The 3,901-nt window shown below is 44.0% G+C and carries 4 protein-coding genes; all 4 read right to left on the minus strand.

Annotated features, from left to right (window positions below):
* Positions 1-666: 666 nt before the first annotated feature.
* Positions 667-1,347, minus strand: coding sequence for a hypothetical protein (locus H6G97_RS47195; protein WP_190947266.1), 681 nt, complete (start codon positions 1,345-1,347; stop codon positions 667-669).
* Between the two features lie 2 nt (positions 1,348-1,349).
* Complete coding sequence (locus tag H6G97_RS47200) at positions 1,350-1,817, minus strand: hypothetical protein (RefSeq protein ID WP_190916386.1); 468 nt, start codon at positions 1,815-1,817, stop codon at positions 1,350-1,352.
* Positions 1,818-1,877: 60 nt separating this feature from the next.
* The gene (locus H6G97_RS47205) at positions 1,878-2,855 is read right to left on the minus strand and encodes a tyrosine-type recombinase/integrase (protein ID WP_190947268.1); all 978 of its coding nucleotides are present in this window, start codon (positions 2,853-2,855) and stop codon (positions 1,878-1,880) included.
* Between the two features lie 206 nt (positions 2,856-3,061).
* Positions 3,062-3,901 (minus strand): NAD(P)H-binding protein (locus H6G97_RS47210; RefSeq protein WP_190947267.1); only part of this gene is annotated, 840 nt, incomplete at its 5' end.

Consider the following 3,901-nt stretch of genomic DNA (forward strand, 5'->3'; position numbering starts at 1 on the left):
GGCGAGCCGCTATGAATGATCAGTATATGCTTTCTGTGTTAGCCGCATCTCTCCCAAATTCAATCCTCTCCTAGAATCCCACTGTCAATAGGGTTTGAGACGCGCTAACCCTGTCTTGATGGAATCCTCGGTCGTTGTTGGAACACTGAACAAGTAAACATCCATTATCAGAATCTTTGACTCGCTTGATCGAGAAATTAATCTGCGTCCACATTGATTGGACTTCATTGAAAATATTAGGCAAACCATAGTGATTACCTAATATTGCCTTTCGGCGTTTCGATTCACCCATAAGTCCCCCTCAGCAATACAAATTTTGACAAGGATGACGAAGAAGATAAAGAATCTTCTGACCAAGAGTAAGCTCAATAGCGCTCAAACTAACTTCTGGAGGCTATTAACTACTAATACTATTTTAACGAGAAATCAAGGGTTTCAAGCATTTTGCAGTTGCAGGGGTTGAGGAAACAAGCTAAACCGTACCTGTCATCCTTGCACGCTTTGCTGCCAGCAGTTGAGAGAGAGTACAACCTTGTTTGGAGACAGCAAAAGTGACGATACAGCTAGTAAACAAGAGGTTAATCCAACAAAGACACAATGCAACAATTAACTCGGTGTATGAAAGCGGTAAGCGTTCGCGGACTCTCCTATATGGCGAATGTATTGTTATTGGTAGTAGGAAGGAGAGCTTTTCACCCAGACATTATGGTTGTGATAAAAATCACCACGCTGTTCTAGTGTAAACCCACCCAGCAATAATCCCAACCAGACTTCTACCATCGGCATTTCCAACGCACGTTGCAGTTTAACCAAAGAAATTTCATCTTTGACATTTATCAGGTAGTTGGCGATGGCACTTTGCCATTTTGGGACATCTTCGTCTGATGCCAAATTGCGGACATCTTCTAAAGTTGTCACCTCATCGAGCATTGCCAAAACATTCGCTTTCTCAACGGGTGCTGCTACAGAATCACCCGACTCAGTGAAATGTGAAAATTGGTGTGGGCCATGCGGTTTAAAGGTTTGTGGTGTTTCCGGTTCAATCAAATCATCTAAATCTAGGTGCATTGTTGTCCGCACTAGACCAGCAAAGAGATCGGTGCTAATAATTGGCCCCAAAAGGCTATTGCGATCGCGGGTATCTTGCAACAGCACTTCGGCACGAGACTTGAGAATATCCGCAATTTGATTGAAAGCAAGCGCTGCGGTTGATAACTGTGCCTCCAAGGGTAATGTTTCAAGCTCCGCATCTAAACATTCCCACATCGGTACAAGTGAGGATGTCGCTGGAGATTCGGACAACTCATCAAGCACATCCCAGATTGTTAATTGGTGGTATGTGGTCATTGCTACAATTCAGGATTTAACGGGCAAGGTCGCACTGGGCAGTAGCTTGAGGTAATCTCAAACATATCTTTATATTGATAGAGTGAAACACCATATTGTTTCGCAAACGCCTGCAACACCTGATCTGTATAGGCGCGGATCTTGCCAGCCGTTAGCCCAAAACAGTGAATTGGTTCCAGGCGACAAACAGGTTTTTGCCCTAGCCAGAGTTCTGCCGACATAGCGTGTAATGGTTTATCCCCTGGTTCTTTATACAAATACAGCACTGCAAAATACGTTGCTGGTGGTTCGACTGTTACTGAATCAATTTCTGCTGAATTCTTCTGGGAGCGGTGGCGATAGAATGAGCGGCGATTATGACAGACTTTTGGATTCCAGCACCCATCCCCTTGTGGCCCATGCAGTAGTTTTGCTTGGGTTGTTGGTAGTTTAGAACATAACTGACACTTGGGGTCTAACGGCTTCGGCATACCTTACTCCGCTTCTTCGCCAATCGCGCGATAGTAAGCAGCGATGCCTACGGCGGTAAACTACGCCGCTTCTTGTTCGCTGCGAAGGGTATAGCGCCGAAACGCTTTCTCGCTTTGATGTCCCGTTAGCTTACGAGCATGGCCTGGGTCAACACCCAACAGTAATAAATCAGTGGCGTAAGTATGTCGAAAGGAGTGAGGATGTAAATCCTCAATGTGAGCTATTTCACCGATTTTTTCCACAGCGAAGTAAATGCCGTGATAACTCAAGCGTTCACCTTTGTATGAAGCATGGTGTGAAATCATCAGTGGGCTAAGACTGTTTAACACCTCTCCTTGCTGTTCGCGCGTAAGCAAATACTCTGCTAAAACTTCCCGACTCTCTTTTCGCAGTGGAACTAAGCGTGGTTCATTGGTTTTGGTATCTGGTAAAAACAGCAGCTTGCCATCAAAAGACCCAACATTTAAATCGACAACTTCCCCAGCTCTTAAACCATGACTAAGGATGTGGACAAGCGCAGTATCTCGTTGTTTTGTTTCTCCCAACAATTCCAACGCTGACCACACCCGCTCCATCTGTTCTGGGGTTAAACTCTGGGCTGGTGGCAGTGGTACTTTTTCCAGTTTTATCCCCAGTGTGGGATTAGTAGCAATAATGTCAGGATACGTATAGCACATCCATTTAAAAAAGCTTTTGAGTGCCGCAACTGAGGCATTTATACTGCTTTTTGAAAGGGGATTACCTGCATCAGTCCGCAGTTCATCCCGCAGATACTCTTTATATAGTGCGAAGTGACGGGGGCGTAGTTCATGATAATGCAGCTCACTCCAAGCCAAAAACCTTTTAAGTTCGCGCTCATAAAGCTTGCGGCTGTTGGGTGCGAGATTGTTGCTGCGTAAAAACTCTAGCACCTTTACCCACGGAATATCCGTGGGTGGTCTTCTACTCGCTGTGCGCCCAGAAAACGATGCAGTCTCAGCGTCTAAGGGAATAAGTTTAATCGGAGGTAAGTTATTTAGTTCAGGGTTATTCACAATAATTAAGCGATCGCATGAAATTTAGATAATTGAGTATATCCGATCGCCCCAACAACACAAAATAAGAACTAGATTACTGATATTTAAGTGCTTAAATGTTTATCTCATCGTCACCATTACTTACAATTTTATTGAGCCTGTAATGAAAAAATTAAAGAGGTTACCCCTCTTGAGACAGCCTCTTTGTACAAAAACAATCAACCTTTTTAAAAAGCAGCAGCAAATTCCTTTGCAAAATCTGTCATCTTTACTTTTCCCATAATGGTTGGTCTATTGTGGTAATAATCCTCTAAAAATATGCCGCTATGAACCCCGGCATACATTTCAACCAAACCCGCAGCAATATTTGGGTTCATCCCTAACGCTTCTAAACCACTTTGCATTTGTTCGCTGGGAATAATAATCCATTTCAAATCAGGCTTTCCAATAGCTGCACCTAAAATATTTGCAGTTTCGTTGCCGGTACATTCGTCACTTGCTACATACCGCACTTTGCAGCCAACAAGCGGTGTTTCAAGTTCTTCAGCAATGGCAGCAGCAATATCTATGGGGGAAACCCATACATCCTTATCATCTGCACCGTAATTTGCCGCAATAACGCCCTGGGTTTTGATCATTCCTACATAGCCATATAAATTGTAGTAGAAAGCAACGGGACGCATGAAGGTGATGGCAACATCCGACAGATTACTCATGATACCTTCTCCTTTATGATGACCGAGAATAATACCTGAACCTTTCTCTAAATGAGCACCAATGCTACTGAGGTAAACCACACGCTTTACGCCCGACTGCTGAACGGCTTGTGCATAGTTATTGGCGATTCTTTGATAATACGCCAATAGGTTAAGGTTCTGATCGAAGTAGTTGTTTGGCGGTATCATACAATACACACCATCTGCACCAGTAAAAGTAGTCGTGAGAAAACCAACGTCTTCCAATGAGCCGATGGCTGCGGTGGCATCCAAGGCTTCAATGTCTTTTTGCTTTTCGGGTTTGCTGCTGATAACCGTAACTGTATGACCTTTCTGCACTAACTCTTGTGT

The organism is Nostoc flagelliforme FACHB-838 (assembly GCF_014698065.1).
GTDB classification, from domain to species: Bacteria; Cyanobacteriota; Cyanobacteriia; order Cyanobacteriales; family Nostocaceae; genus Nostoc; species Nostoc flagelliforme_B.